The 22,342-nt window shown below is 54.6% G+C and carries 18 protein-coding genes, 1 tRNA gene and 1 CRISPR repeat array; of the genes, 12 read left to right on the forward strand and 7 right to left on the reverse strand.

Annotated elements, in window-relative coordinates:
- Window positions 1-18: 18 nt before the first annotated feature.
- Window positions 19-1,743 (reverse strand): N-6 DNA methylase, encoded by a 1,725-nt coding sequence (locus tag H0484_RS02725; RefSeq protein ID WP_226952894.1) that lies wholly within the window; start codon window positions 1,741-1,743, stop codon window positions 19-21.
- A gap of 247 nt (window positions 1,744-1,990) precedes the next feature.
- On the opposite strand from H0484_RS02725, the gene cas1f reads away from it, so the two are divergent.
- Both cas1f and cas3f read left to right on the forward strand, forming a co-directional pair.
- The gene (cas1f, locus tag H0484_RS02730) at window positions 1,991-2,968 is read left to right on the forward strand and encodes a type I-F CRISPR-associated endonuclease Cas1f (RefSeq protein WP_226952895.1); all 978 of its coding nucleotides are present in this window, start codon (window positions 1,991-1,993) and stop codon (window positions 2,966-2,968) included.
- Window positions 2,965-6,342, forward strand: a complete 3,378-nt coding sequence (cas3f, locus tag H0484_RS02735) for a type I-F CRISPR-associated helicase Cas3f (RefSeq protein ID WP_226952896.1) — start codon at window positions 2,965-2,967, stop codon at window positions 6,340-6,342. The genes cas1f and cas3f overlap by 4 nt, the downstream gene beginning before the upstream one ends.
- Before the next feature lie 73 nt (window positions 6,343-6,415).
- On the opposite strand, the gene H0484_RS02740 is transcribed toward cas3f, so the two are convergent.
- Window positions 6,416-6,673: a BrnA antitoxin family protein gene (locus H0484_RS02740; RefSeq protein WP_226952897.1), complete on the reverse strand. Its 258-nt coding sequence runs from the start codon at window positions 6,671-6,673 to the stop codon at window positions 6,416-6,418.
- Entirely contained in the window at window positions 6,624-6,905 is a 282-nt protein-coding gene (locus tag H0484_RS02745) for a BrnT family toxin (RefSeq protein ID WP_226952898.1), read from the reverse strand. Before H0484_RS02745 ends, H0484_RS02740 begins: the two co-directional genes overlap by 50 nt.
- A gap of 244 nt (window positions 6,906-7,149) precedes the next feature.
- Here H0484_RS02745 and csy1 point away from each other — a divergent pair, with 244 nt between their 5' ends.
- The 8 genes from csy1 (at window position 7,150) to H0484_RS02785 (ending at window position 16,302) form a co-directional block, all read left to right on the forward strand.
- Entirely contained in the window at window positions 7,150-8,526 is a 1,377-nt protein-coding gene (gene csy1, locus H0484_RS02750; RefSeq protein WP_226952899.1) for a type I-F CRISPR-associated protein Csy1, read from the forward strand.
- Window positions 8,523-9,551 carry a type I-F CRISPR-associated protein Csy2 gene (csy2, locus tag H0484_RS02755; RefSeq protein WP_226952900.1) on the forward strand — a complete coding sequence of 343 codons (1,029 nt, stop codon included), beginning with the start codon at window positions 8,523-8,525 and terminating at the stop codon, window positions 9,549-9,551. The genes csy1 and csy2 overlap by 4 nt, the downstream gene beginning before the upstream one ends.
- A 26-nt stretch (window positions 9,552-9,577) precedes the next feature.
- Window positions 9,578-10,603: a type I-F CRISPR-associated protein Csy3 gene (gene csy3, locus H0484_RS02760; protein ID WP_226952901.1), complete on the forward strand. Its 1,026-nt coding sequence runs from the start codon at window positions 9,578-9,580 to the stop codon at window positions 10,601-10,603.
- A 1-nt stretch (window position 10,604) separates the two neighbouring features.
- On the forward strand, window positions 10,605-11,168 hold the full coding sequence (gene cas6f, locus H0484_RS02765; protein WP_226952902.1) for a type I-F CRISPR-associated endoribonuclease Cas6/Csy4: 564 nt from the start codon (window positions 10,605-10,607) through the stop codon (window positions 11,166-11,168).
- Between the two features lie 128 nt (window positions 11,169-11,296).
- A CRISPR array of direct repeats spans window positions 11,297-15,046; the repeat unit is 28 nt; unit sequence CTTCACTGCCGTATAGGCAGCTCAGAAA.
- A gap of 160 nt (window positions 15,047-15,206) precedes the next feature.
- Window positions 15,207-15,545: a type II toxin-antitoxin system MqsR family toxin gene (locus H0484_RS02770; protein ID WP_226953020.1), complete on the forward strand. Its 339-nt coding sequence runs from the start codon at window positions 15,207-15,209 to the stop codon at window positions 15,543-15,545.
- A 3-nt stretch (window positions 15,546-15,548) separates the two neighbouring features.
- Window positions 15,549-15,947: a type II toxin-antitoxin system MqsA family antitoxin gene (locus tag H0484_RS02775; RefSeq protein ID WP_226952903.1), complete on the forward strand. Its 399-nt coding sequence runs from the start codon at window positions 15,549-15,551 to the stop codon at window positions 15,945-15,947.
- 86 nt (window positions 15,948-16,033) lie between these two features.
- Entirely contained in the window at window positions 16,034-16,189 is a 156-nt protein-coding gene (locus H0484_RS02780) for a hypothetical protein (RefSeq protein ID WP_226952904.1), read from the forward strand.
- Window positions 16,186-16,302 (forward strand): BrnA antitoxin family protein, encoded by a 117-nt coding sequence (locus H0484_RS02785; protein WP_315859891.1) that lies wholly within the window; start codon window positions 16,186-16,188, stop codon window positions 16,300-16,302. Before H0484_RS02780 ends, H0484_RS02785 begins: the two co-directional genes overlap by 4 nt.
- A 309-nt stretch (window positions 16,303-16,611) precedes the next feature.
- Here H0484_RS02785 and H0484_RS02790 read toward each other — a convergent pair whose 3' ends face one another.
- From H0484_RS02790 to H0484_RS02800, 3 genes are all read right to left on the reverse strand, one after another.
- On the reverse strand, window positions 16,612-17,292 hold the full coding sequence (locus H0484_RS02790; protein WP_226952905.1) for a hypothetical protein: 681 nt from the start codon (window positions 17,290-17,292) through the stop codon (window positions 16,612-16,614).
- Window positions 17,293-17,878: 586 nt separating this feature from the next.
- Window positions 17,879-17,955: transfer RNA gene (locus H0484_RS02795), tRNA-Pro, on the reverse strand.
- A 24-nt stretch (window positions 17,956-17,979) separates the two neighbouring features.
- Window positions 17,980-18,906 (reverse strand): polyprenyl synthetase family protein, encoded by a 927-nt coding sequence (locus tag H0484_RS02800; RefSeq protein WP_390624810.1) that lies wholly within the window; start codon window positions 18,904-18,906, stop codon window positions 17,980-17,982.
- Between the two features lie 180 nt (window positions 18,907-19,086).
- Between H0484_RS02800 and H0484_RS02805 the strand changes: the two genes are divergently transcribed.
- Window positions 19,087-19,959, forward strand: coding sequence for an ATP-binding protein (locus tag H0484_RS02805; protein WP_390624806.1), 873 nt, complete (start codon window positions 19,087-19,089; stop codon window positions 19,957-19,959).
- The gene (locus H0484_RS02810; RefSeq protein ID WP_226952908.1) at window positions 19,952-20,923 is read left to right on the forward strand and encodes a Nudix family hydrolase; all 972 of its coding nucleotides are present in this window, start codon (window positions 19,952-19,954) and stop codon (window positions 20,921-20,923) included. Before H0484_RS02805 ends, H0484_RS02810 begins: the two co-directional genes overlap by 8 nt.
- Here the strand turns inward: H0484_RS02810 and H0484_RS02815 are convergent.
- Complete coding sequence (locus H0484_RS02815; protein ID WP_226952909.1) at window positions 20,920-22,335, reverse strand: efflux transporter outer membrane subunit; 1,416 nt, start codon at window positions 22,333-22,335, stop codon at window positions 20,920-20,922. The two genes, H0484_RS02810 and H0484_RS02815, sit on opposite strands and share 4 nt — an antisense overlap.
- Window positions 22,336-22,342: the final 7 nt, after the last annotated feature.

Below are 22,342 nucleotides of genomic sequence, written 5' to 3' on the forward strand. Positions count from 1 at the left end.
CTCCGGGCGCTTACAAGCTTATGCGGTAGCGCCCGACAAAGACGAGCGCCGCTGCTTGCGGCGCGCCATACGTCGGTCGCGCATGCGCTCCCATATACCGCGCAACATGCGGCATTCCGCAGTGCTTAAGCCCAGGCCCGCCTGTAGAATAAGTTGGCTGTTTTCCGCCAAAATCTCGTCCAGTTTGCCCTTGCGGATCATGGCGTCGATCTCGCTCAAAGGCAACCCGCTTTGCAAGCTGGCCGGCATCAATAACCGTTCAGCCTCGGTGGGCCCCAGCTCCAGCACGCCGCCGCCATAACTTCGGCCCTCTATTTCAGCCGAGGCAGCAGTTAAATAGGTATAGAAACTGGGCAGCAACTGTTCGGGCTTAGCAGTATGCACACGCAGCCTGTGCAAAGTATCCGTCACCGCTGCATTCGCCGCGTTAAGCACCGCAGCTGGAAAAGCGTAAATCTGCCTAAAAAGAAAAACGTCGGGCGCCCACACATAGGGAACGGCATACCAAGGTTTGCGGATAGAACATTTGTGCCCACGGTGTATGCCTGCCACTTCGCCCCCCTGCAAATAGGCCTGCAAACCCGAACCTGAAGGCACCAGCGTGTCGGGCTGAAGACGCAATAAATGCACGCGCTGAGCCGGCTTGTTAGAGAGTTCTTGCCAGTCTTGCGAGGTAAAAACAGCGCCCTTCAACTGAGCCGCGCGCGATACCACCGGCTCGGCCCAGGCAGATAAATCATGAGCCTGTACCGCCGTGTTATCCAACACAAAGAAATCGTTAAACCCCGTGACAACACCAACGTCTACCGAGGCATGGGCAGACAAGGGAGCCACGCCCCCGGCCTCGCGCAGCGCTCGCATCAGGCCCATTTCTGCGTTGCTCAGGAAGTACTTCAGCCATTTTTCGCTATCGTGCTGCACGAGTTTGGGGGCTTGAGCCAACATTAACGCTTCGGGCCTCTTCCCGACCAACTCGGCAGCGGTCTGCACTTCGTGCATACGCACCTGGCATTCCTGCACGGGTGACAAGGACTTGCCCTCTGCCAGCAACAGCACGACCTCTTGCTGAACATTCTCGAAAAATAATTCGGTGCAAGCCACCAAGTCGATACGGTGGAAACTCTGGGCCAGAAAACCGCGTAGTTGTGCAGCATAAGCCACCTGCAACAGCTCGGCAGGCAAGACCATGGCCAACCTGCCACCCGGTGCCAACCTGGCCACACATGCCGCCACAAAAGGCACCCAAATATTCGCCATGCGGCTGGGTTTCAAACCCAGCGTGGCCATGGCCGCCATGGCGAATTCACGCGCGGGCTCAGGAAAGCTTTGATGACGGATAAAAGGAGGATTACCGACTACCGTGTCGACCTGCTCTGACTGTGTTTGTGTCCACCAAGCGAAGAAATCGCCCACGTGAACGCGCCCCAAACCTGCCCCTTCCCGCGCCAAACGCTCGCTTGCCAAAGCAGCCTGATCCGGCACGATCTCCACCCCCTGCAATTGGGTTTTGGCACCTGGTCGTGCACCTAACGCGGTCAGACGCCGTGCTGCAGCCGCCAAAAAAGCGCCATCACCGCAACTCGGTTCCAACACCCGCTCACTTGGAGATCGGATAGCCCAGGCACAGAGCCATTCTGCCAAAACTTCAGGCGTGTAGTAGCCACCTCGCAGTTTGTCGGCATCCAAGGCGCGAAAGCGGCCGGTGGGGGGCAGAGGCCGGAGTGAATCGTTGGGGAGAGTCATGATGGGTGACAGTGGATGTGTGCAAGCAGCTTGTACATGGCTTCGCTTACTTACGAGCCTGCAAGCATAACTTCTATTTCTTCGTGGTTTATCTAAAGGGGTCTGCTGCCACCTCAGAGAAACGTGGGCCATGCCACCCTGGCGCTCCACACCGCCAAAGAATGTGCTGACTTAAGGCAAAGCTCCTATTGCAAAATAAACACATTAAGTTACTCTTCGTCATTATTGATATGGACAGCGGTGCGCTATGGATGACATCAGTCCCTCCTCTTTAAAAACCATCCTTCACTCCAAACGGGCCAACTTGTATTACTTGGAGCATTGCCGAGTGTTGGTCAACGGAGGTCGCGTCGAATATGTCACCGATGAAGGGAAACGCTCTCTGTATTGGAATATTCCCATTGCTAACACTACGTCTGTGTTGCTGGGCACAGGCACCTCCATTACTCAAGCCGCCATGCGCGAACTCGCAAAAGCAGGTGTATTGGTAGGCTTTTGTGGGGGCGGCGGCACCCCTTTATTCTCTGCCAACGAAGCAGAAGTCAGCGCAGCCTGGTTCTCTCCCCAAAGTGAGTACCGCCCAACCGAATATCTACAGCGCTGGGTCAAACTTTGGTTCGACGACACGCGACGCCTTGAAGCCGCGAAACAAATCCAACGCCTCCGTCTTAACCGCATAAAAGACAGGTGGATAGACAATCGTCTTTTGCGTGAATCCGGCTTTGACTTTGATCCCTCCTTATTAACTAAAGCACTTGAAACCTGCCAACGCGGAGTGGAAAACGCTCCTGATGTCACTTATCTGCTGACTGAGGAGGCACGGCTTACCAAACAACTTTTCAAGTTTGCTGCTCGCGCCACCGGCTATGGCGACTTTGTACGCAGCCAGCGAAACGAGGCCGGGGATCCAGCCAACCGGTTTCTGGATCACGGTAACTATCTGGCCTATGGCTTAGGAGCCACCGCTACCTGGGTTTTGGGACTACCTCATGGCCTTGCCGTCTTGCATGGCAAAACCAGACGCGGTGGCTTGGTATTCGATGCTGCAGACTTAGTCAAAGACGCCACCATACTTCCTCAAGCATTCATTAGCGCAGTACGCGGCGACGATGAACAGCAGTTCCGCCAAGCTTGCATAGAAAACCTAGCACGCAGCGAGTCTTTAGACTTCATGATCGACTCGCTCAAAATGATTGCCGATAGGCTGGGGCGGGAGGCACCATGAACGTCATGTTTGTTTCCCAATGCAGCAAAAGGGCGTTGAGCGAAACGCGCCGCATTTTGGATCAGTTTGCTGAACGTCGCGGTGATCGCACTTGGCAAACCCCTATCACCCAGGCCGGACTCGACACTGTTCGAACTCTTTTGCGCAAGACGGCTCGAAAAAATACGGCCGTGGCATGCCATTGGATAAGAGGGCTGGACCATAGTGAGCTGCTTTGGGTCGTCGGTAACGCCAGTCAATTCAACGCTCTGGGGGCCGTACCAACCAACACCACATCACGCGACATCCTGCGCTCTCAAGATGAGAACGACTGGCATAGTGGCGAAGATATTCGACTACTTGCCTCTATTGCCGCGCTGATGCACGACCTAGGTAAGGCCAGCATCGCCTTTCAGGAACGATTAAAAGGCAAGCTCACTGAGCGTAACCTTTATCGACACGAGTGGGTCTCCTTACGTTTATTCCTAGCTTTTGTAGGTCAGGATGACGATCTGGGATGGTTGAAGCGACTGTCTAACCCTGATGCATATGATGAGGCTCTGTGGTTGGGAAAAGGTCGTTACCAGCGAGATGGTATAGACGCGTCGAACAACAGGCCATTTCGCGGCTTGCCGCCTGTGGCATCTGCTATTGCGTGGTTGGTCGTCAGTCACCACCGCCTACCCGTTATCCCCGTCTTTAATGAAGATGGGCTCCAAGAATGGCTGGGCAAGCATTACGGCAGCTCGGTTACAGCATGGCTTGAGGCGCCACTGCTGCAGATGATGCACGACTCAAACGAAATCCGCCAGGAAGCGGAGCCCCAACAAATCGCAGCATACTGGGATCCTGCGGGCGCTTTGCCTGTCTCGACACCAAAGTGGCGAGCGCAAGCAGCACGACTAGCCAAACGTTTGCTGGAGCGCACAAGCGAACATCCTAGAGCATGGCTTAGCAATCCATATGCCATGCATCTTTCACGCCTATGCTTGATGCTGGCCGACCATTATTACTCCAGCTTACCCAGCAAAGCTGCGGAGCGCGTAAAAGGAGAAGCCTCGCCCCAGCTTTTTGCCAATACAGACCGTGACGGTAAACTTAAACAGGGCTTAGACGAACACCTACTAGGTGTCGCGCGGGACGCCAGTCTCATCGCTCATGCCTTACCAGGCTTCGAGCGCTATCTTCCGCGCTTGGCTCGCCATCGTGGCTTACGAAAGCGCAGCGGTCACCCCCGGTTTTCATGGCAAGATAAAGCGGCTGATGCCGCTGTAGCGTTACGTCATGCAGCCCAAGAGCGTGGCGCATTCATTATCAACATGGCTTCAACAGGGTGCGGGAAAACGCTGGCTAATGCTCGCATCCTGTATGCCTTGGCCGATCCTCAGCAGGGCCTTCGGGCAAGTTATGCCTTAGGGCTGCGCACCCTAACACTGCAAACAGGGCGCAGCTATCGCAACGACTTACACCTAAGCAATGACGAGCTCGCCATCTTGGTAGGTGGCTCTGCCAACCGAGCACTATTCGAGTTTTATGAGCAACAGGCAGAGCGCCAAGGGTCGGCTTCGATACAGGCTCTGATAGAGGAAGATAGCCATGTGCTCTATGAAGGCAGTACTGCCGATCACCCTTTACTGGCACGCGCCCTGCATGACCCAGACATTCGGCGCCTCATTTCAGCGCCCATATTGGTCTGCACTGTAGATCACCTGACGCCTGCAACTGAGTCCCTCCGAGCAGGACGCCAGATTGCCCCCATGCTAAGGCTCATGAGTAGCGACTTGGTTCTTGACGAACTGGATGATTACTCGTTAGAAGACCTTCCTGCCCTAACCCGATTGGTGCACTGGGCTGGCATGTTAGGTACTCGGGTGATACTTTCGTCAGCCACCCTGCCCCCAGCTCTAGTAGAAGGCATGTTTTTAGCCTATCAAGCCGGTCGTCGTCAGTATCAATTAAATCGTGGCCGCGTATGCACTGAGGCGCAGTCCTCTCTCGCCATCCCTTGCCTCTGGGCTGATGAATACGGGGTGCATACAAGTGACTGCAACGATGAGAACGCATTCCGGGGTAAACATCTAGCATTTGTCGAAAAGCGGGCCAAACACTTGCTGAAAGCCGCACCGCTACGTAAAGGCGAGTTGCTTACACTGCCCCTGGGCAAAAACCTGGACCCAGCCATTTTACATGCGTGCTTTTCAGATCATGTCCGCGAAGCCTGCTTGCGGCTACACGAGCACCACTCAGAACCTGACCCCATCAGTGGCAAGCGCATTAGTTTCGGCTTGGTTCGTATGGCAAACGTCGACCCCCTCTTCGACGTAGCCCTTAGCTTGTTTCAGAAAGGGATACCAAGCGATGTAAGTGAGCAGACACGCATACATCTATGCGTGTATCACGCACGTTTTCCCATGCTGTACCGATCAGCCATCGAACACCAACTCGACACAGCCCTAAATCGACGAGATCCACAGGCAGTTTTTTATCTACCTGACATCCGCGCTCACATAGACTCCCATGCAGAAAAAAACCACATTTTCATTGTGTTGGCCAGCCCTGTTTGCGAAGTAGGTCGTGACTGGGATGCCGACTGGGCAGTTGCCGAGCCCTCATCTATGCGTGCCCTCATCCAATTGGCCGGTCGTGTTCAACGCCATCGCTCCAAACAAAGCGAAAATCCCAACGTCTTAATCTTTGATACCAACCTTAAACACTTCCGCCCATTTAAGGGAAGCCCGGATAAAACTCCGGCATGTTTCGTTCGACCAGGGTTCGAGAAAGAAGGCGCACCGTTGACTTGTCCGTTCCGCTTGCTAACGCATCGTCTCGGAAAGCTGATGCGGCCCACTGAACACGACAACATAAGCTCCCTGCCCCGTATCCAGACTGCGGAAAACACACTGCAGTCTCAACGTTACCTCTCAGACCTGGAACATGCCCGCATGCAGGATGCCATGTTGCCCCGAGAGCTGGTCAAAGCAGGCCGAAACTTGAATGCCGCGAGCGCTTGGTTGTACCCACAAGCAGCGCTAAGCGGAGTACTACCACAGCAGCAACCGTTTCGCGCAAACTCAATGAAAACAGAGTCCTTAGTCTTCTTGCCTGACGAAGACAGCGGCGAATTACGAGTGCATCGAATAGAGCCGGATAAAAGCAGGCGCGGAAAAGATATTTACATCAGCGACCATCACCGTCTGCATACATTACCACTGCTGTGCGGCCCAGCCATAAGCCCCTGGGGCAAGTTTGACTTAATGGACTTATTAGAAGAGCAGGCGGAACACTTGGGGCTGTCTTTAGAAGACTGCGCCAAACGATTCGCAACCGTAGAGGTGCCCCAAAGTATCCAAGGGTGGCGCTATCACCCTTGGATGGGGTTAGCTAGCAAACGGTAGCAGGCTTAGTGTATTTAACGTAAGTAACCGCAGAGGCGAATGTGAACGAAGACAAGCAAACTCCCCCGCACCACTACGACGGCGCATGGTTCTTGAGTGAAGCCACCATACGAGTTTGCCATCCCGGGCCGGTTTCCTTCCAACGTGCGAGCACATCGGGAGGAATGCGTAGGCTCACAAGCACATTGGGGGCCGCCGACTTAGGGCGGCCACGACGTACTACCTTATCGCCATCCAGAAAATCTGCTCTCTGGAAAAACTCGTCCCCCAATTCGGGGGCATCATCTGAGTCCGTCCAGGTACTCTGCATACTTCGTTTGCTCTCGGACATTTGCTTTCCTCATACTGATGATGCGGCGCGCCCTACCTCTGGGAGTCCAGACCAACACGACCACTCTCTCACTCACTTCACCAATAGAAATGTAGCGTGGTTCGCCGTAGTTCAACCTGGTGTCCTGGGCTGTAAAGTGCTTACCGACAAATACCTGCCCAGCCAATCGCATATCAAGCCCTCGCTCCTCAAGAGTCTTGACACGCTTGGCTGAGTCATAGGTGATACGCATAAATATTGTATATACGTTAAATCGGAAATGCAAAGGATTCTGCTACGTGGCAGTAAATGACAGCTATCCGACCTAGGCCATCAATCCCGTTTACTGAGCGGCTTTACAGCAGCAATCAAATCACATGAAAAATCGAAAAACAACCAACACTATGGACAAATATATGTCGTTGTGGCGCTGCCAATTCACTTCCCATTCGCTTGGTTAGCGTCCTTAATTCTTTCGTCCATCGAATCATCAAAGCATGAGCCTAAGTTCAAGGAGGGAACGCATGAGTAAACCCCATAAAGAGACACCACGTTCCGAGCACTTCCGCGCCAGCATCACAGCCTTTATAGAAGCACGACGCGATGCCAAGCTGAAAGGCAAGGAGGACGACACCAGCATTACGGGTAAATATGACTACACGGCATGGCTGTCCGATGCTGCACGCCGAGTCAGCCAAATACAGGCCGTCACTCATGTGCTAAAGGCCACGCACCCTGATGCTCGCGGCAGCAGTCTGCATGTGCCTCCTACCATGCTTCCACTGCATGCTGAAGTTGGCAGCCATTCTCTGGGCGAGAAATTCTCTGAGGATGTCGTCGGCAACGCAGCTGCCCTGGATGTATTCAAATTTTTAAAACTGGAAGTAGAAGGACGCATGCTGCTGCACTGGATGCAACAAGCTGACCCAGACCTGCTGACCGCGCTCAACCCGGATCCTGACATCGCTCATGAATGGCTTACCGCCTTTTGCGGACTAGTCCGGGTCGAAACCAAGCTTGCTTCGCACTCAAGAGCCAAACAAATTTATTGGTTGGTAGGCGATAAGCCCGAAGACAACGACCACTATCACCTACTACAGCCTTTATTTTCAAGCAGCTTGGCGCATGCGGTTCACGACGAGATTCAAGACGCGCGCTTCGGCGAGCAAAACAAGCTGGCACGCCAAGCCAGACGAAACGGCGACGCTCACGACACGGCTTATCGTGACTATCGAAATTTGATTGTTCGCAAGCTTGGAGGCACTAAGCCGCAAAACATTTCTCAGCTCAATAGCGAGCGCGGCGGCATGAACTATCTACTCGCTTCCCTCCCGCCTCCTCGCTGGCAGAGCCGCCAATCGATCAACTTGCATAACCGCGAGTCTGCTTTGGATGCACTTAAGGGCATTAAGCAGGTTCGCGCAATTATCCGGCAGCTCGCGAATTTTCTACTTTCAGATCCCCCTCCCACCATGGAAACAAGGTTAAAGCGCGAAGGCATGGAACAAGCTCTAGGAGCGCAGCTGCCCGTCTTCGCTGAATCTGTCCAAATGCAAATGGGGTCGGGATGGACGCGAGAAGGGTGCGAATTAGATTTAAATGAGCAGCTTTGGCTGGATCCTGGACGCACGCAACTGAAGCCTCGCACAGAGCCCGAAGGAAACCAATCGGATGTGGCCTTCAATGCAGAATACGCAAGGGGTGTCTGGCCTGATCAAATTGCAGCGCGTTTTGCCAACTGGCTTAATGCCCAGCTATATGCATCTGGTTTGACTACCGTCGGAGAAAGTGAGGCAAAACACTGGGCACGGCAGGCCATCGTCGAGGCAGCCTGGCCTGTCCCCATACAACGCAGATTAGGAGAAATCGAATGAGCCGCTGCCCATCTCACAATTTCTTGGTTGTTCTGCCCCATCTGCGCATTCAAAATGCTAATGCGGTCTCAAGCCCTTTGACACATGGTTTTCCGTCCGTTACCGCTTTTTTGGGCCTGATGTGGGCCTTGGAGCGGAGCTGCCGTACCCAAGGCTTGAACTTATCTTTCAAAGCCGTTGGCGTGGTGTGCCACGACCATCAAGAGCAAAGCACCCATTCTGGATTCGTCGGTAGCTTTTGCTTAACACGTAACCCCGTCGATAAAGATGGCAGCACCGCCGCCATTGTTGAAGAGGGGCGGATTCACATGGATCTCAGCTTAATTCTTGCCGTGGATTGCCCCCACTGGGAGTCAGAGCCCGATGCAAAAGCAAAAGATGTCCCTCGGATTGCACAGATCTTAAGCAACATGAGAATAGCGGGCGGTTCCATCTTAGCTTCGACAGAGGCCCAAAAAAGACGCCATGCGGCTTATGTCGTTGATCAGTCTGGCAACGATGACGAACGCAAACATCAGTTCCTGCATGCGCGCATGGGTCTTCTGCCAGGCTATGCATTGGTCGCCCGCGACGACCTTCTCAAGTCACGCTTCGCAGAACTGCAAGCAAGCGATGCCTCGACAACCATGCTGGACGCCTGGCTTTCTTTCGCACGAATTAATTGGCGTTACGAGGTTAAGTCTAGCTCAGAGACTGACGGCATCGACAGCGCAAAAGCAGAAAAAGGTGAATGGATACACAACCGTGCTGGCCAAGGCTGGATAGTACCGATACCCGTGGGTTATGGCGCACTCGGAGAACTCTACGCTGCTGGCAGCGTTAATAATGCTCGCGATATGGAGACCCCCTTTCGTTTCGTAGAAAGCTTGTATTCGATTGGTCAATGGCTTAGCCCACATCGCCTAGACGACCCTCGAGAAATGCTGTGGTATGCCGACTCCAATCCCGATACAGGTTTATATCGCTGCAGAAACGACTACCACCCCTTATCTGATTTATTGGATTTGCAGTACGACTTCGACTGAACGACGATTTCTAAAGGAATTTGATCATGACAGCTAACATCAAACTTAAGACTGCCTCCGTACTAGCCTTCGAACGCAAACTCGATCCATCAGACGCACTTTTCCATGGTGGTTCTTGGAATGAGCGTAACGACAGCGCGGGATGGCAGGCCATTGGCATCACCCCAAAATCCGTACGCGGCACTATTTCCAACCGCCTTAAAACCAAGGATCAGGACCCGGCCAAACTGGATGCCGCCATTCAGAACCCCAACCTACAAACAGTAGATGTCGCAGCGCTGCCCTCCAACGCCGATACTTTGCGCGTCCGCTTTACACTGCGCGTGCTAGCAGGCACAGGAAAGCCATCAGCATGCAATGATGCGGACTATCAAGAAGCCCTTCAAAATACGGTAAATGGCTACGTACAAGAATATGGCTTCGGTGAGTTGGCACTACGCTATGCCACCAACCTTGCCAACGGCCGCTTTCTATGGCGTAACCGCATTGGCGCCGAACAAATAGAGGTTCACATCAGCCGCTTGCAAGAAGGAGAAGCAGTTCAACAATGGACCTTTGATGCACTGCAATTATCGCTACGCGGTTTCCAAAAACCAAACTCTGCTCTTGAAGAGTTAGGGGCAGTTATCGCTAGCGGCTTAGCTGGTAATGACCACGTCTTGCTAGAGGTGACGGCCTTTGCTCGCATAGGTGCAGGTCAGGAAGTATTCCCCTCCCAAGAACTAATACTTGACCGCAGCCGGGGCGACAAGAGCAAGACGCTTTACGCTGTCAATACCGTAGCAGGCATGCACTCCCAGAAAGTGGGTAATGCCTTGCGCACGATTGATACTTGGTTTCCCGAGGGAGAAACTCAAGGTCCCATTGCAGTGGAACCCTACGGTTCGGTAACGACTCAGGGTAAAGCATGGCGGCAACCCAAAGATAAAGTCGATTTTTATACTTTGCTCGATAATTGGGTCCTGAAGGGCAAAGCCCCGACTAACCCAGACGATAAACACTTCGTCATGGCCGTTCTGATCCGTGGCGGAGTCTTCGGCGAGGCAAATTGACATGGATCACCATATCGATTTACGTATCCGACCTGATCCTGAGTTCTCTACACCGGTCTTAATGAATGCGTTGGCCGCAAAACTACACCGTGCCCTGGTTACTTTGGGAGCAAGTGACGTAGGCATCAGCTTTCCCCATCACAAACCTCAGGGAATTGGGTTAGGCCATACACTGAGACTACACGGCAGCCACACCCGTCTGCATCAGTTAATGGCGGCGAACTGGCTAACAGGCATGGCTGACCATGTCGAAGCAACGGACATACTAATCGTGCCTCACGGCACTCTGCATCGAACCGTAAGGCGTGTGCAAGCACAAAGCAGTGCCGATCGAATCAGGAGGCGTCAGATCAAGCGCCATAACTGGACGGAAGACGAGGCGCGCGCACGGATCCCTGACACAGTAGAACAACGCCTGAAACTTCCTTGGTTGACTTTACGCAGCCTTAGCACTGGACAAAACTTCCGCCTCTTCGTCGAACACTTACCGTGTCAACCAGAAGCCATAGCAGGACGATTCAACGCTTATGGACTAAGCACTACAGCCACCGTACCCTGGTTTTGACCCTTTTTTATGGGCTTTTAAAAAATCATTAAAAATCAATAGATTAAAATGGAAGCATAAAAAACGGTTTTTTTGCATCTTTTGCCGGAGCGCTTTGTATTAAAAGCGTTTTCCGGCGTATTTTTGCACTTCACTGCCGTATAGGCAGCTCAGAAATCAGGCAACTTTCTTGCGCCCGATCTGGGTGACTTCACTGCCGTATAGGCAGCTCAGAAACCCTCATCAAGCGTCTGTTTCTTTTTCTTATCCTTCACTGCCGTATAGGCAGCTCAGAAAGAACAGGCGATCATAGAGCTGGGCGCCAGGTACTTCACTGCCGTATAGGCAGCTCAGAAAACCAGCAACTAGGTCACTGGATGGGAGGAAAGCTTCACTGCCGTATAGGCAGCTCAGAAATTTAGGGGGTATGAGCCCTTCGCAAAAAGCCGCTTCACTGCCGTATAGGCAGCTCAGAAACAGCGCATTACCTCTGGATAGGTCATGCGAGATCTTCACTGCCGTATAGGCAGCTCAGAAAAGACGAACATCAATAAAATGAGCAGTGCCCTGCTTCACTGCCGTATAGGCAGCTCAGAAATGCTGAGCAACGGATGGCAAGCGATGCGCTCGCTTCACTGCCGTATAGGCAGCTCAGAAAAGGGGTGTGCGTATTGGCGGCTAGATCCCCGCCTTCACTGCCGTATAGGCAGCTCAGAAACTCGCAAGTTAGTGATGAGCGCCAATCATCGTCTTCACTGCCGTATAGGCAGCTCAGAAAGCCCAGCGCACCGCCTCGGCTTTCGTTGAGAACTTCACTGCCGTATAGGCAGCTCAGAAAGTCGCCGAAGTCGTCACCGAAAGGGTCGTCTGCTTCACTGCCGTATAGGCAGCTCAGAAATATGCGGCAGTGCAATGAGCATACCACTAAGCCTTCACTGCCGTATAGGCAGCTCAGAAAAGAAACTTTGCTGGCGTGGGCAAGGCCGGCACCTTCACTGCCGTATAGGCAGCTCAGAAAGTATTCGCTGGTTGGATCTGGATGAGCATCGCCTTCACTGCCGTATAGGCAGCTCAGAAATTGGCCAAGTCGGCGTTTAGCGCACGCACTCGCTTCACTGCCGTATAGGCAGCTCAGAAAAGCATCAGGATTGACCAACGCCCAGGTTGGCGCTTCACTGCCGTATAGGCAGCTCAGAAAACTTGTGATACGAGGGCGTGGCGTAGCGGTAGCTTCACTGCCGTATAGGCAGCTCAGAAACCATTCATGAAGCAGGCTGGCGGCTGGCTGAGCTTCACTGCCGTATAGGCAGCTCAGAAAAGGCCCGACTGAAGACCGTCACGCCGTCCACCCTTCACTGCCGTATAGGCAGCTCAGAAACGTTGCCCAATTCGCCGCTGCATCGAATGCGCCTTCACTGCCGTATAGGCAGCTCAGAAATCGAAAAGGTCGAGTTATCCGGGGATCCCGGCCTTCACTGCCGTATAGGCAGCTCAGAAACTTCCGGCAAAATTTAACCATTGGGGCAGCGCCTTCACTGCCGTATAGGCAGCTCAGAAAAGACAAGTCCGCATACTCTGGTGTTGGGTCGCCTTCACTGCCGTATAGGCAGCTCAGAAAGCCGGCATCGGGCTGGAGACGCGCCGCGATTTCTTCACTGCCGTATAGGCAGCTCAGAAACGCTCTTGCGATTGTTGCGGTGATCACCCTAACTTCACTGCCGTATAGGCAGCTCAGAAAACTCCGAACGGTAACCACCGGCGGCCATCATGCTTCACTGCCGTATAGGCAGCTCAGAAACCTTGGCTGGCCTCTGGAAATGGGTTTGCTCCCTTCACTGCCGTATAGGCAGCTCAGAAATAGAGCTCGTGACTCTAGGCGATTTCTAACCTCTTCACTGCCGTATAGGCAGCTCAGAAATGTGGGAGTTCAAGACGCTGGTCGATGACTACCTTCACTGCCGTATAGGCAGCTCAGAAAAGTCGCCCACCGCTTCGCCATCGATTGCGCGCCTTCACTGCCGTATAGGCAGCTCAGAAAGAAGCCCGACCATATCGAGCGCCACCTCGAAACTTCACTGCCGTATAGGCAGCTCAGAAAATGTCCGTCTGCATCAACTAAAGGTGGCAGGACTTCACTGCCGTATAGGCAGCTCAGAAATATCCGCCCACCAATCCAGATCAAACGAAGTGCTTCACTGCCGTATAGGCAGCTCAGAAATTGCGTGACCCCACCAGCGCCTACCGCTTCTACTTCACTGCCGTATAGGCAGCTCAGAAAAATATCGCCGGAACCGACTACTCGGCTTCCGTCTTCACTGCCGTATAGGCAGCTCAGAAACCCATGTACCGTTATCAATAACGTCCAGCGCACTTCACTGCCGTATAGGCAGCTCAGAAAAGGTGCCTGTTTTAGGCACGGAGTCGATGCCGCTTCACTGCCGTATAGGCAGCTCAGAAATCTGCAAATTACATTATCAGTTCGTTTGTTTCCTTCACTGCCGTATAGGCAGCTCAGAAAGGTCGCTAGAGATACGCGTAAACGGGCAGCCGCTTCACTGCCGTATAGGCAGCTCAGAAACGGTGGTATTCGCGACAGAAGGAACATTTAAGCTTCACTGCCGTATAGGCAGCTCAGAAATTGGCGGGGGCTTGTCATCGCCCCTGACCAGCCTTCACTGCCGTATAGGCAGCTCAGAAATTCGTCTTTCTGGCGGGCATGGGGTTTTGACACTTCACTGCCGTATAGGCAGCTCAGAAAAAAAAGAGCGATTGACATGTCTGGCCAGGTCACTTCACTGCCGTATAGGCAGCTCAGAAAACGAAGAAAAAGACGCCGTGTGGGAGCGAATCCTTCACTGCCGTATAGGCAGCTCAGAAAGCCGTCGCTGCAACGGCCCCGCAAGTAATGGCCTTCACTGCCGTATAGGCAGCTCAGAAAGCAACCCAAGCTGGCCTGCTGGCACGATCCTGCTTCACTGCCGTATAGGCAGCTCAGAAAACGAAATCGCTAGGGAGTTAGGTGATGTCAAACTTCACTGCCGTATAGGCAGCTCAGAAACGGTATCCCACGAGTAACCGCGCAGGCCCAGGCTTCACTGCCGTATAGGCAGCTCAGAAATGCTGCGGTTGTTTCAATAGCCGCGCCACCTGCTTCACTGCCGTATAGGCAGCTCAGAAATGCCGCTCAGTGTGCAAAAGCCAGAACGCATTCTTCACTGCCGTATAGGCAGCTCAGAAAAACCCTAAGCCAACCGGACGAGGACGGGGGCGCTTCACTGCCGTATAGGCAGCTCAGAAACCGCTGGCAATTCTTGGTCGTAATACTCATAAGCTTCACTGCCGTATAGGCAGCTCAGAAAGGATCAAGGGTTGGTGCAGTATTGGGGTTATCCTTCACTGCCGTATAGGCAGCTCAGAAAAGCGGCTCCGCTAATAACTTGGCCTTGGTCGTCTTCACTGCCGTATAGGCAGCTCAGAAATGCTTGACGACACAAAGAACGGCGAGCCTCGCCTTCACTGCCGTATAGGCAGCTCAGAAAGACTTGGTTAACCTGTTTGGCACCATGTCAAACTTCACTGCCGTATAGGCAGCTCAGAAACTGGAAAAACGAGGTCATGACGTAATCACCCTCTTCACTGCCGTATAGGCAGCTCAGAAATGAAGGTGAGGATGCGCGACGCAAGCAAGATGCTTCACTGCCGTATAGGCAGCTCAGAAAGCCATGCGGCGCGCTCATTACGCTTCTCTTCACTTCACTGCCGTATAGGCAGCTCAGAAACGGAAGATTGGCGCCCACCTACATCGTGGGAACTTCACTGCCGTATAGGCAGCTCAGAAATGGAAGCACTTTCCGCGATGCGGCCTTGAAGTCTTCACTGCCGTATAGGCAGCTCAGAAAGTTGTGCGGGCCGCCGTCGATGCCGTCAAGCTCATCATCTGTTCGCACGCCCTTTTCCCTTTTCTTTACCTGCGCCGACAGCCGCCGCGAAGATCAAACTCACCCGACAGAAGCCGTATCCCTTCTGATGCTTTTCTGCCATACAGCCGAATACAGCAGGTTGTTAAATAACCCTTTAAGGGTTAAAATTGCCTCTATAGAAAAGAACAAACCCCACTACTCGCTCGCGGTCATGCAGACAGCAATTGCAGCAGTCGGACGCCACGCCTTTACGCTGACCGCCATCAATGGCGGTCGGGCAATGGGGCTAACCGACAGCGATATGCTGGCCGTCATAGCTAGTCTGGGTAGGAAGGATTTCTACAAATCCATGACCACGCATAACGATCATAGGGTGTGGCAAGACGTGTATCACGCCACATGCCCCAATGGTCGTATCGCCTATATCAAACTTACCGAAGTTGCCGAGCGTATCGTCATTCAGTTCAAGGAAAAGTGAATCATGACCAAGAAACATATTTGCGGCGTGTGCGGTAGCAACCACTTCAGCGCCTTTTCCGGTGAAACCCTGTTCATCGACAATGAGACTCCTGTATCCAATCTGTCCGGCATGCGCTGCGACAAATGCGGGGAAATGTACCTCGATGTGGATAGCCAAGACAGGTATACCGAAGCCAGCAACGCGCTCGTTCTTGCGCAGCGCGAGGCCGAACAAAAGGAACTGACCCGGATACGTAAAAAACTCAAACTAACCCAGCACCAGGCAGCAATGTTGACTGGTGGCGGGCATAACGCGTTTGGACGCTACGAACGCGGCGAAGCAAGGCCGATGCCCGCCGTGGTCAATCTATTCAAGCTGCTGGATGCTCACCCCGAATTGCTCAAGGAAATCAGGCGCTGAACGAATCGCAACGGCGCTCGGGATATCTACGGCTCAGCTTGATATCTAGCCAGGGCCTTAGTGCCTAATCTCAATGAGGAAAGCAAATGGACGCGAAATCAAAGCGCTCTCGCCCTACTTGGAACGACCCTGACGACGCCCCAGAAATCACTGAAGACTGGATTGCGGAAGCCGATCTATATCATGGCGAAAAACTGGTTCGACGCGGGCCCCTAAGTCAGCAGCGCCTAGCGTTTCCGTGAGTCTGCGTATCCCTCCCGACGTGCTGGACCGCTGGAAGAGCACCGGCCCAGGATGGCAAACTCGTATGGTGGCATCACTCAAAAGCCATGCGCCAAGCAGCAGCCATCATTAAGCTTTGTTGATTACTTCACTGCCGTATAGGCAGCTCAGAAAGCCTACCTCGCTTGATGAACACGCTCGTCGCCAACCCTAACTCAGAAGCCAAATGGTCTTAGCGACGAGGCAGTATAACGTTGGCGCGTTCAACTGTTTCTTCCAGGACAGCAGGCAAAATCAAAAAAGCCAGACCAACGCATTGACGCATAGATTTGGCCTTCTTTTGATCCATCCAAAGTCCGTTCCCACGCAGTACGCCTGAATATCAGCCTGCCCGAGAATCTGGTGCAGCACATTGATGCCGTCGCCCACCAGCGAAGCCGATTCACTCCATCACAAGCGACGCCTTCGCCGCCATCGCCTTCGCAATCGCCTCTTCCGATCTTTTTATAGACTGCTCGTAAGAGCTGCGCGTGGGGATTGAAAGCGTAGGCATGATGGTTTTTTCAGCGAAATCCTTGACGCTTTGAGGGTCAAGATCGATCCTGAAGAACAACTTCTTGGCGTTTTTTACTTCAAGGGTGTCCCAGGTTCGGCAATCAAAGCCCGACGACGTAGACATATTCTTGAGGGTTTTTCCTTGAGGCAGCCCGTTGTGATACTGGTAATAGCCCGAAAATCGGCATTTGCGCCCAGAACGCTCTTCGTCGTCGACAAAAAGCCAGGCGTCAAAGCCTAACGACGAAATATCATACTTGCTGCCGTTGTGTACGGTGTACTCAAGTTCGGAGCGCCTGAAGAAGTCGTCTCTTTTTAAACCAATGGGCTCGAAAGTAATCTTGGCGAGTTCTTCGGTGGCAATTTTTATTTGAAGTTCATCATTGGCCAGGCGCTCTGCATTCTGGGCCAGTTCGGCCGTGGTAGAAGCGATTCGGCTGGTGTGCCGGGCGATATACGCATCGGCCTCGCTGTCGGTTACCAGCTTTTTATCCACGCCTTTACCGCCGCAACCCGCCAAGAATATCGCCAGACCTAAACCTACCGTACACCACAAGCGAAAACGCATAGAAAATACCCACCACCGTTGCAAAAACCATCGACATCAATTGAGGCCCGCGCAGAGCACGCCTCAGCGCGTGAGCGGGTATACGACAGGAAACGGGCGGACTTGAGCGGCCCGCCTTCTAATCTGGTGCCTCATTGAGACTGACCCATTCATTGCTTATAGCGGTGAGCGCTCAGCATACCAAGCCAAATAGGAGAAAAACAGGACGTTAGCTCGCTGCCACAAACACGTGGGAAGGCGCTTATTACACTGGAAACTGGGAAAAATCGGCATGGCATGGCAGGGCCAGAACAGATCACCGCCTCTTGCAGCCGGGCGACCCGGGCGCAAACTCAATGGGCCAATCTGCCCATTACAGTTTCCAAATCGGTAGGGGGCAGTTCTTGTGAACCGCCCCCCTGCCACATACATGGACGCCCTCAATTTGCAAGGTTTTTAGTTCGTGCTGGCGTTATGAACTATGACCTGGGGGTATTTTGATTTGGAGCGTTGCCGGGTAGAAACCGGCCCAATCCGTTTGGTCCCAAGGTGTTAACCATGTGACCGGTACATACTGTATGTCTCAAGTATGTACCCCTTTTAATCCTGGTCGGGGTGAGAGGATTCGAACCTCCGACTCCTACGTCCCGAACGTAGTACTCTACCAGGCTGAGCTACACCCCGTGTTGCCCTGATTTTTTCGTCGTTTTAGCGGTCGCGCTCTACGGCGAAAGAGCAAAATTGTAGCAAAATTTCGGCGGTTTCGGAGGCCGGAAGCTGGCGCGCAGCCTCGCGGGCGAGCTCGGCTTCGCTTGTGGCGACGTCTCGGGTGTAGGCCAAAGCCTGCGTTTCTTGTATAGCTTGGGCCACGGCGGCAAAATCGGCTTCGCCGGTTTCTATGGCACGGCGTATCAAGTCGCGCTGCTCGGGCGTGCCGACTTCCATGACGCGAATAAGCGGCAAGGTGGGCTTGCCTTCGCGCAAGTCGTCGCCTACGTTTTTGCCTAAGGCCTGGGCGTCGCCACTGTAGTCCAGCACATCGTCGATAAGCTGGAAGGCAGTGCCTATGTGACGACCGTAGGCTGCGGCGGCTTCTTCGTGGACAGCGCTGGCGCCGGCCACGATGGCACCTACCTGAGCGGCGGCCTCGAACAATTTGGCGGTTTTGTAGCGCACGACCTGCAAATAGCGCTCAAGCGAAACGTCTGGGTCATGTACGTTAAGCAATTGCAGAACTTCGCCCTCGGCGATAACGGTAGTGGCCTGCGACAACACCTGCATGACGCGCATGGAGTCGGCTTCGACCATCATCTCGAAGGAGCGCGAATACAGATAATCGCCCACCAGCACACTGGCCGCATTGCCAAACAAGGCGTTAGCCGTGCTGCGCCCACGTCGCATGTCAGACTCGTCAACTACATCGTCGTGCAGCAAAGTAGAGGTATGGATAAATTCGACTACCGCAGCCAGCAAGTGGTGCAAGTTGCCTTGGTATCCCAATGCACGCGCCACCAGCAGCAGCAAGGCGGGACGCATACGTTTACCGCCTGACTGGACGATATGCTCGCCTATCGTGCGAATAAGGACGACATCGGAATCCAAGCGGTCTCGGATGACGGCATCCACGGCGCGCATGTCATCCGCAATCGGGGCAAGCAGGTGAGAGAGAGTCAAGGGAACATCCGTTTTTTACGCCCCTGGTTTCCACAAGCGGGGCAAAATCGCTTGATTATACCTATATCGCCATGCCCGGCTGCCCGGTATCGGGCGTGAAATTAGCGATAATGGTGGTTTTCCTTAGACGTATCGGAGAAGATGTTGAGCAATCCCGACCTGTCGACACTGGTTGTCCGTGCCGAACGCGTACTGGCGCAGCTGGAAGCCTGGCTGCCCCCCGCCCCGCCCCCTACCGATTGGCAGGCCCAAGCATTTCGTTGGCGCAAAAGGGGTACCTCGCGCGGCTGGCTGCAAGCCATTCAGCGCCCGACGCTTATCCAGACAGACGACTTGCAGCACGTCGAGCGCCAAAAAGGCTTGCTCGACCGCAATACACGCCACTTCGTCGAAGGCAAGCCGGCCAATAATGTCCTGATGACCGGCGCCCGCGGTACCGGTAAGAGCTCGCTTGTGAAAGCCATGCTCAGTGCCTACGCCGACCAAGGCCTACGCCTGATAGAGGTCGACAAAGATGATCTGGCCGACTTGGCCGACATCGTGGAGCAGCTTGAAGGCCGTAGCGAACGCTTCATCATCTTCTGCGACGATCTTTCCTTCGAAGAAGGCGAGGCCGGCTACAAAGCCCTCAAATCGGTACTGGACGGGTCCGTCAGCACCAGCGGTGACAACGTGCTGATTTATGCGACATCCAACCGCCGCCACCTGATGCCCGAGTACATGAGCGAGAACCTGGCTGCCAAGCATCAGCCCGACGGCGAAATTCACCCCGGAGAGACGGTAGAGGAAAAAATATCGCTCTCCGAGCGCTTTGGTCTTTGGCTGTCCTTCCACCCGTTCAAGCAAGACGACTACCTGGACATCGTTCGCTACTGGCTCACCGTGCACGGTTGCTCGCCGGAAAGCATAGCCGAGTCACGGCGCGAATCCTTGCAATGGGCGCTGGAACGCGGCTCCCGTTCCGGGCGCGTAGCTCGCCAGTTTGCTCGCGACTGGGCCGCCCGTCATGTCTGAAGGCTCAACGCACGCCAAGCCGTACATACGTGTCGCTGCCGGCCTTATCTTAAAGGCCGACGGCCAGCTTTTGCTGGGCCAAAGGCCTGTGGGCAAACCTTGGGAAGGCTGGTGGGAGCTTCCCGGGGGCAAGATAGAGGCGGATGAAACCGTCTTACAAGCCTTAGCGCGCGAATTGCACGAAGAACTGGGTATAGCAGTCACTCACTCCACGCGCTGGGTCACCTATATCCACGAATACCCAAAAACCATCGTCGAGCTTAACTTCTGCCGAGTCACGGCTTGGGAAGGCGAACCCCATGGTCGAGAGAACCAAGCACTGGCCTGGGTAGACCCTACTCAAGACCTGACAGTGGGGCCCGTGTTACCCGCAACCGAGCCGCCGCTGCGCTGGCTGCGCCTTCCCGACCACTATCTGCTTACTCAACTGCGCTCTCCCGAACAATTGGCCTCTGGGCTGGCTCAGCTCGAGCAGCGCTTGGCGTCCGGCGTGCGCATGGTTCAGTTCCGTGAGCGCGACTGGCCCGAGGGCCCATCTGCCGACAGCCTGTACGAAGCCTTTTGCCAAGTACTGGCTTTGTGCCGTCGTTATCAGGCTTGCTGCCTGGTCAACAGCCGCCACCCCATAGAATGGGCGCAGCAGGCCGATGGCTTGCATTTACGCTCCACAGACGTGCCTGCGGCGCATACCTGGGCACAGTCGCCAGGTTTATTAGGGGTTTCAGTGCACAACAGCGGGCAACTTCGTGCCGCGCAATCGCTGGAGCCCGACTTCATGGTACTAGGCCACGTACTGGAAACGCCTTCGCACCCCGGTAAGCCTCCTTTAGGGTGGGAGGCCTTCAGTCAGCTGGCTGAAACAGCCGGCTGCCCCGTTTACGCCATAGGCGGACAGAGCGACGCAACATTTGCGACAGCGCAAAGCCATGGCGCGCATGGCATAGCCGGCATACGTCAGCTTTAAGGTTCAGGGCTGTCTGCCTCAGGCAGCCCTTCCCAGCCCCCACCTAAAGCGGCGATCAGCTGTACGCTGGCGACCAAGCGCTCCCGCGCCAACGTCAAAGCCGAACGTTCGGCTGCCAAGGTATTGGTCTCGACCTGCGCCAGGCTCAGGTAATCAATCATGCCGGCCTCGTACTGATTGGTAAAAAGCTGCAGCGATTCTCGCGCAGCCTGCACAGCACGCGCCTGCACTTCTTTCTCATCGCTTAGCCCGCGCGCTTGCACCAAGTAGTCTTCGACCTCGCGCAAGGCATTCAGCACAGCCTGGCGATAAGCCGCTGCCTGCGCATCGAACGCCGCACGAGATTGCTCTACTCTGGCTTGGCGAGCACCGCCATCAAAGATAGCTTGTGCCAACATAGGCCCTAACGACCAATAGCTGAAAGGCGCGCTAAGCCAGTTCGCCCAGTCTCCGCTGCGATAGCCGCCTTGCGCACTCAGTGTCAGGCTAGGGAACCAAGCAGCCTGAGCCACGCCGATTTGCGCATTGGCAGCGGCGGCACGGCGCTCTGCCGCCACGACATCAGGGCGGCGCAGCAGCAGTGTAGAGGGCAGCGCCACAGGCACATTCGGCACAGCAATGGAGGTAGAAGCCTCGGGCAACTGAAAGGCTGACGGCGGCTGGCCCAGCAAAGCGGCGATTGCATGCTCGTACTGGGCGCGCTGGCGTGCCACCGCCAACCATTGCACGCGCGCATTTTCAAGCTGGGCCAGCGCTGATGCCACCTCGGCAGATGACACCAAGCCCGCATCCATGCGATAACGCGTGATTTGCAAGGTGCGCTCGTAGGCTTCAACCGTTTGCGCCAAGAGGCGCCGCTCAGCGTCTGCGGCGCGCAAGAGGAAATAAGACTGGGCCAATGTGGACTGCAAGCTCAGCCGTACCGCAGCCAGATCCGCAGCACTGGCTTGCGCATCCGCATCGCTCGACTCCACTGAACGCCTGACCCGCCCCCAGACATCGACTTCCCAACTGACGCTTGCACCCAGGGTGTGTTGGCTTGCCGCACCACTGTTGCTAGACGCCCCGCCCGCCCCCGAACGGGTGGTACCGGCGTTGGCATCTACGGTGGGGAAGAACTCGGCCTGAGCACCGGAAACCAAGGCTAAGGCCTGACGATATTGGGCCTGAGCACGTTGAATGTCTTGATTGGCTAGATCAAGCCGCCCCATCAATTCGGTAAGCGTCTGATCATCGAACAATTGCCACCAGTCTTGCGGCACCTGCGTGGGTACGCTGTTTGCAGGCACCCAGCCTTCTACCTGTCGGTAGGATGCGCCGACCTCCACCTCTGGGCGTTGATAATCAGGGCCAACCGCGCACCCCGCCAAGACCAGACAAGCCAAAAGGCCAAGCAGCCTTACTTGTGTCATATTGCGC

The organism is Mesopusillimonas faecipullorum, from assembly GCF_020539505.1.
Taxonomy (GTDB): Bacteria; Pseudomonadota; Gammaproteobacteria; order Burkholderiales; family Burkholderiaceae_B; genus Mesopusillimonas; species Mesopusillimonas faecipullorum.

What these genes read in the sequence shown, in the direction of transcription:
- cas6f (WP_226952902.1), top strand. Translation starts at nt 10,605, where the DNA reads ATGGATCACCATATCGATTTACGTATCCGACCTGATCCTGAGTTCTCT.
- H0484_RS02745 (WP_226952898.1), bottom strand. Translation starts at nt 6,905, where the DNA reads ATGCGTATCACCTATGACTCAGCCAAGCGTGTCAAGACTCTTGAGGAG.
- H0484_RS02740 (WP_226952897.1), bottom strand. Translation starts at nt 6,673, where the DNA reads ATGTCCGAGAGCAAACGAAGTATGCAGAGTACCTGGACGGACTCAGAT.
- cas3f (WP_226952896.1), top strand. Translation starts at nt 2,965, where the DNA reads ATGAACGTCATGTTTGTTTCCCAATGCAGCAAAAGGGCGTTGAGCGAA.
- H0484_RS02775 (WP_226952903.1), top strand. Translation starts at nt 15,549, where the DNA reads ATGACCAAGAAACATATTTGCGGCGTGTGCGGTAGCAACCACTTCAGC.
- csy1 (WP_226952899.1), top strand. Translation starts at nt 7,150, where the DNA reads ATGAGCCTAAGTTCAAGGAGGGAACGCATGAGTAAACCCCATAAAGAG.
- csy2 (WP_226952900.1), top strand. Translation starts at nt 8,523, where the DNA reads ATGAGCCGCTGCCCATCTCACAATTTCTTGGTTGTTCTGCCCCATCTG.
- H0484_RS02800 (WP_390624810.1), bottom strand. Translation starts at nt 18,906, where the DNA reads ATGCGCGCCGTGGATGCCGTCATCCGAGACCGCTTGGATTCCGATGTC.
- cas1f (WP_226952895.1), top strand. Translation starts at nt 1,991, where the DNA reads ATGGATGACATCAGTCCCTCCTCTTTAAAAACCATCCTTCACTCCAAA.
- H0484_RS02790 (WP_226952905.1), bottom strand. Translation starts at nt 17,292, where the DNA reads ATGCGTTTTCGCTTGTGGTGTACGGTAGGTTTAGGTCTGGCGATATTC.
- H0484_RS02815 (WP_226952909.1), bottom strand. Translation starts at nt 22,335, where the DNA reads ATGACACAAGTAAGGCTGCTTGGCCTTTTGGCTTGTCTGGTCTTGGCG.
- H0484_RS02725 (WP_226952894.1), bottom strand. Translation starts at nt 1,743, where the DNA reads ATGACTCTCCCCAACGATTCACTCCGGCCTCTGCCCCCCACCGGCCGC.
- csy3 (WP_226952901.1), top strand. Translation starts at nt 9,578, where the DNA reads ATGACAGCTAACATCAAACTTAAGACTGCCTCCGTACTAGCCTTCGAA.
- H0484_RS02780 (WP_226952904.1), top strand. Translation starts at nt 16,034, where the DNA reads ATGGACGCGAAATCAAAGCGCTCTCGCCCTACTTGGAACGACCCTGAC.
- H0484_RS02810 (WP_226952908.1), top strand. Translation starts at nt 19,952, where the DNA reads ATGTCTGAAGGCTCAACGCACGCCAAGCCGTACATACGTGTCGCTGCC.
- H0484_RS02805 (WP_390624806.1), top strand. Translation starts at nt 19,087, where the DNA reads ATGTTGAGCAATCCCGACCTGTCGACACTGGTTGTCCGTGCCGAACGC.